Consider the following 4,260-nt stretch of genomic DNA (forward strand, 5'->3'; position numbering starts at 1 on the left):
GTTGTTGGTAAAGTGACTGAGGGTATGGATGTGGTGCAAAAGATTCAAACCACCCCTACTGATCGTGGTGATCGCCCCAAAACTCCGGTTCAAATGGTGAAAGTGACGATTAACGAGTAACGTAAGCTATTAGCGGTCAGCAATCAGCTATCAGCTATCAGCTATCAGCTATCAGCTATCAGCTTAAGCGCTACGGGAACAGCCATTCGTAGTAGGCTAAGCTACACTGAACAGCTTTTGAATAAAACAAGCTGACCACTGACGTTAGGTCACAGGCTGGAAGCCTGTGCCACCGCTGACTGCTGATTACTGACTACTGACGGCTGACCGCTGACGGCTGACCACTGACGGCTGACCACTGACTACTGACCACTGACCACTGACGGCTGACCACTGACTGCTGACGTTTTCTCTTTTCCTAAGATATTCTTGATCAAGCCGAGTTGATATAATTTGACTGTATCACTAGGGGAGCAAATTCTTTAGTGCTAGCGTCTACTGGGAATGGTCTAACTTAGGAACGGTAAAACCCATGAACACATCACCCTGGCTAGCAGCTACTGCAATCACTACAGCTTCTTGCCTTACCTTAGGCGCTATCAATCCAGCAGCAGCGAATACTTTTGACAACATCGAAGTTAACGAAAACAATTTTATTGCAGTAGCTGCCCCTTTTGGCTACAACCAATATCAATTACTAGTCATTGAGCAGATAGCAAACTGGCAAGCGTGCTGGCGTGAACGTGGCACTAACCCAGTTATTGTAGATCCTCTGCTGCTCGACTTTGACTTTACAGGAATTTGTGGGCGCAGTACAGATAGCAACGGCTATTCTATGCGGGTCGATAGTCAAGACTTCGGCCTAGACTATATGCTCAGAGTGGTTAAGCGGAATGGAGAATTGGTATTAGTAGGGAGTCACCGCATTGACCGCAATGCCCCAGACATTGAGATTGGCCGCACCAGAGGTTTGGCGAATGGCTTTCTCAAAATCTTTCTTGATCCTGGTTGGCGATTTACCAAACGTATGTATCAGGGCAAACAATTAGGTCACATCTATCTTACCTATGGTGCGATCGCTAATACTGTCGCGCCACAATGGACCAGTAGCCCTCAACCCTCACCACCTACTCCCACCAGGGAATTTATTTTTACCAAACCACAAGCCCAACCGAAAACTAGTGGTGAACGTTTTCCTGACACTAGCCCTGAAATTCCAGCACCTGCACCAGCAGAATCATCAAATGATGGCATACCAGTGTTTGATGGGTCTAATTAAGAATTTCACGAGTAGGGAGATAGGGAGATAGGGAGATAGGGAGATTTTTGCTAATCTAGTTTTTTTTACCCTAATCAGGTACACAGGATTGTATCTCTGTTGCCTATTCCCTATTCCCTTTGAGCAATTTAGGTATCCCAATCTCAATACTGAACAGCTGACCCATCACGCTGAAATCACTTCAAAATCAGAAATAGTCTCAATCCACACCCGTGCTCCACACTTAAGGGGATCATCTGGACGATACATCACCCGACAGGGGCCATTGACCTCCACCGTATGACCGTAAACATTTTTAGAGCCTCGCTTGACCGTAATCACAGGATTCCGGTCCCCCGTCTTGAGATTGTTGCGAATCACCCTCTGGTTAACATGAATTACGGTCTTGGTGTAATTTGTACGCTTTGACCAGTTCCGTTTTGGTCCGCGAGTGCCAGGAGTGACCACCGGCATACCATCAAACAAAGGAATCACCCAAGTTCTCCCCACCTTATAAGCCCCTTTAACTCTACCCTTGCCCAGAAGGTAACGGACGCGAGTGGCAGAAACACCGAGTAATTCAGCGGCTTGTGCGGTGGAAATCATCATGGCGAATAAACCATTGCTTTAACGATATTATTAAGGTAACACACGTTTTCTGAAAATGCCAGGATTTGGTAAAACTATTGCACTATCGCGATTTACAGAAGAACTGGATGGGTGCAATGGATGAAATGGAGTAATACAGAGAAGAGGGTGCTGAAAAACTATTGCATTGTCGCCATCTCAAGGAGTAGGGTCAACTGGGATTAATGAGTTTAATCGGATTAGTGGGATAAAAGTGTTATAAAAACTATTGCAGCGATGCAGAGGTGCGACCCGTGGCGAATTTAATTACGGGTCAAACGCACCATTACGGTCTTGGGAAGGCAGCGCGGTCTTGGGGAGGCAGCGCGGTCTTGGGGGTTTCCCCCATGAGCGACTGCCGTTCCCCCAGCGACTGCCGTGGTTTCCCCCATGAGCGACTGCATCAAGACATTTTCACAATTGAGTGCTCAGTGGGTCAGCTAAAGCTTGTAGGGTGGGCAAAAACCGTTTGGTTATGCGTGAGTATTCTAGATAATAGAAATTTGCCCACCCTACTTTAATTGGTATTTTTTTTACCGCTCAATCAGCGCATGAGGCAGACGGCTCCACTCATTCCACGATCCATCATAATTTCTCACTTTGGGATAGCCGAGTAAATACTTCAAGACGAACCAAGTGTACGCAGAGCGTGCACCAATCGCGCAATAAGGAAAAATTTCTTTGTCAGCTGTAACACCTCGGCTGCTGTAAAGAGCATGTAACTCTTCTACTGACTTAAATGTACCGTCCTCATTCAAGGTATGAGTATACTCAAGATGCACCGCACCTGGAATATGCCCTCCACGTTCAGCTCCTTCTGGCGGCTTGATCATAAATATCTCACCAGAATACTCTTGAGGAGTCCGCACATCTAGCACCACACAATCCGTTTTCTCTAAAGATGCTTGCACCTCTGCCTGGAGAACTCGTAAGTCAGGATTGGGAGAGGTTGCTTGATAAGAGGTGGGCGGAAAGTTTGACAAGTCTGATGTTACTGGACGACCTTCTGCCACCCATTTCTGATGACCACCGTTAAGGACATACACTTTTTGATGTCCAAAGAGCTTCAGAAACCAGAAAATAAAAGCTCCTGTGCCTGGGTAACTACCATAGGCAATGACAGTCGTTTCTTGGGAAATTCCTGAACGTGACAACAGTTCCTCAATCGCAGTGGGGTCTAAATTCATTCCGAAGTCGGGCATGGAGAGATCAGTGGAGAAATTCCAGAAAATAGCCCCCGGAATATGAGTATCTTTGTAAGATTCTGGACTCATATCAACTTCAACCACACGCACCATCGGATCTTCTAGATGATCCATCAGCCATTGTGTATTGACCAAAACTTCAGGGTGAGCGTATTGAGACATCGGTTTTCTCCTAATATTGAGGCTAAAGGTAAGATTAGGGGAGGCAGTTTGGGTTGCCCAGTACCCGATCGAGTACACTTTTGGTCCTCACGGTCATGACGAGTTCCTTGCAGTTTTTATTTAAAGCCATTCATCAGGTCAAGGATGAAGCAGACTTGCGATCGCGCATTGTCCCAAAAATTGGTGAGCATTTTGCGGCAAAGCGATGGGGTGTTTTTTTCTTCGATCAATTGCCTCCAGTTAATCAAAAGCTTCTTGATGCAGTCGCTCATGGGGGAAACCCCCAAGACCGCGCTGCATCGCTTCAGGAATCCCTAAAAATCGCCCTATCTATCGACCATAACCCTGTTTTACCAAAAAAAAATCTGGGTCATTAGCCCCGTTCTTCCAGGACGGCTTTGTGTTAAGATAAAGACATAACAAAAAAATAGTATCCTAGAGGAACATGATCACAGAATAAGTAGACAGTGTAAAAAACCTGTTTTGAGATAAGCAGGTTGCACAATCAAGTCTAACGATTTGGAAGTCTATGAAAGTCTAAGATCCCTAAAAAAATGTTTATCTTTATTTGTTAATAAGTTTAGGTACGGTGGGGCACATCGAAACCTAGGTTATAGACCAAATACGCTTGTGGAGAGGCGACCTCTATTTTTCCTGGCTCTGGCCTGGTTAAACAAGTCACCCCGTTGAAGCAAGAATCCCCGCGCCTTTAGGCCGGGGAGTGTCAAGCTATATCGTTGAGCATCACGCTCCTGCCCATGAATCATTGGTAGCATCGCCCAAGGTTTGGGCCTTGATTTGTCCTCGGCCAGATCATTGGCATGTGATGGCAGGACCAATCATCAGCAGTGGTCAATTAGTAGGTGCCGTAGGCTGCACTCGTGAACGGTCAATGCCTGCTTTCAATACACAGAATCTAGCGGATATGAGTGCAGTCAGTTTGCACTTGTCTGTTTGGGCTACAACCGTGCGCTCCCAGCACCAATCTTTCAAAAGCGATCGCTTAAC

General features: G+C 46.2%; 6 protein-coding genes and 1 pseudogene. 4 read left to right on the top strand and 3 right to left on the bottom strand.

Annotated features, from left to right (window positions below; genetic code table 11):
* Positions 1 to 12: 12 nt before the first annotated feature.
* Together F6K57_RS38085 and F6K57_RS38090 are read left to right on the top strand one after the other, a co-directional pair.
* Positions 13 to 120, top strand: coding sequence for a peptidylprolyl isomerase (locus F6K57_RS38085; RefSeq protein ID WP_293073663.1), 108 nt, complete (start codon positions 13 to 15; stop codon positions 118 to 120).
* Positions 121 to 532: 412 nt separating this feature from the next.
* A complete protein-coding gene (locus F6K57_RS38090; protein WP_293064766.1) occupies positions 533 to 1,279 on the top strand; it encodes a DUF3747 domain-containing protein in 747 nt (248 codons plus the stop codon).
* Positions 1,280 to 1,444: 165 nt separating this feature from the next.
* On the opposite strand, the gene F6K57_RS38095 is transcribed toward F6K57_RS38090, so the two are convergent.
* From F6K57_RS38095 to F6K57_RS38105, 3 genes are all read right to left on the bottom strand, one after another.
* Positions 1,445 to 1,867, bottom strand: a complete 423-nt coding sequence (locus F6K57_RS38095; protein WP_070392246.1) for a helix-turn-helix domain-containing protein — start codon at positions 1,865 to 1,867, stop codon at positions 1,445 to 1,447.
* A gap of 281 nt (positions 1,868 to 2,148) precedes the next feature.
* Positions 2,149 to 2,289: a hypothetical protein gene (locus tag F6K57_RS38100; RefSeq protein WP_293073659.1), complete on the bottom strand. Its 141-nt coding sequence runs from the start codon at positions 2,287 to 2,289 to the stop codon at positions 2,149 to 2,151.
* 129 nt (positions 2,290 to 2,418) lie between these two features.
* Positions 2,419 to 3,330 carry a sulfurtransferase gene (locus F6K57_RS38105; protein WP_293064762.1) on the bottom strand — a complete coding sequence of 304 codons (912 nt, stop codon included), beginning with the start codon at positions 3,328 to 3,330 and terminating at the stop codon, positions 2,419 to 2,421.
* 17 nt (positions 3,331 to 3,347) lie between these two features.
* On the opposite strand from F6K57_RS38105, the gene F6K57_RS38110 reads away from it, so the two are divergent.
* Positions 3,348 to 3,629 (top strand): hypothetical protein, encoded by a 282-nt coding sequence (locus F6K57_RS38110; RefSeq protein WP_293064760.1) that lies wholly within the window; start codon positions 3,348 to 3,350, stop codon positions 3,627 to 3,629.
* Between the two features lie 344 nt (positions 3,630 to 3,973).
* Positions 3,974 to 4,260, top strand: a pseudogene (locus F6K57_RS38115) (LuxR family transcriptional regulator); the annotation flags it as partial.

It is taken from the genome of Moorena sp. SIO4A5 (genome assembly GCF_010672005.1).
Classification (GTDB): domain Bacteria; phylum Cyanobacteriota; class Cyanobacteriia; order Cyanobacteriales; family Coleofasciculaceae; genus Moorena.

What these genes read in the sequence shown, in the direction of transcription:
- F6K57_RS38090 (WP_293064766.1), top strand. Translation starts at nt 533, where the DNA reads ATGAACACATCACCCTGGCTAGCAGCTACTGCAATCACTACAGCTTCT.
- F6K57_RS38095 (WP_070392246.1), bottom strand. Translation starts at nt 1,867, where the DNA reads ATGATGATTTCCACCGCACAAGCCGCTGAATTACTCGGTGTTTCTGCC.
- F6K57_RS38100 (WP_293073659.1), bottom strand. Translation starts at nt 2,289, where the DNA reads ATGCAGTCGCTCATGGGGGAAACCACGGCAGTCGCTGGGGGAACGGCA.
- F6K57_RS38110 (WP_293064760.1), top strand. Translation starts at nt 3,348, where the DNA reads ATGACGAGTTCCTTGCAGTTTTTATTTAAAGCCATTCATCAGGTCAAG.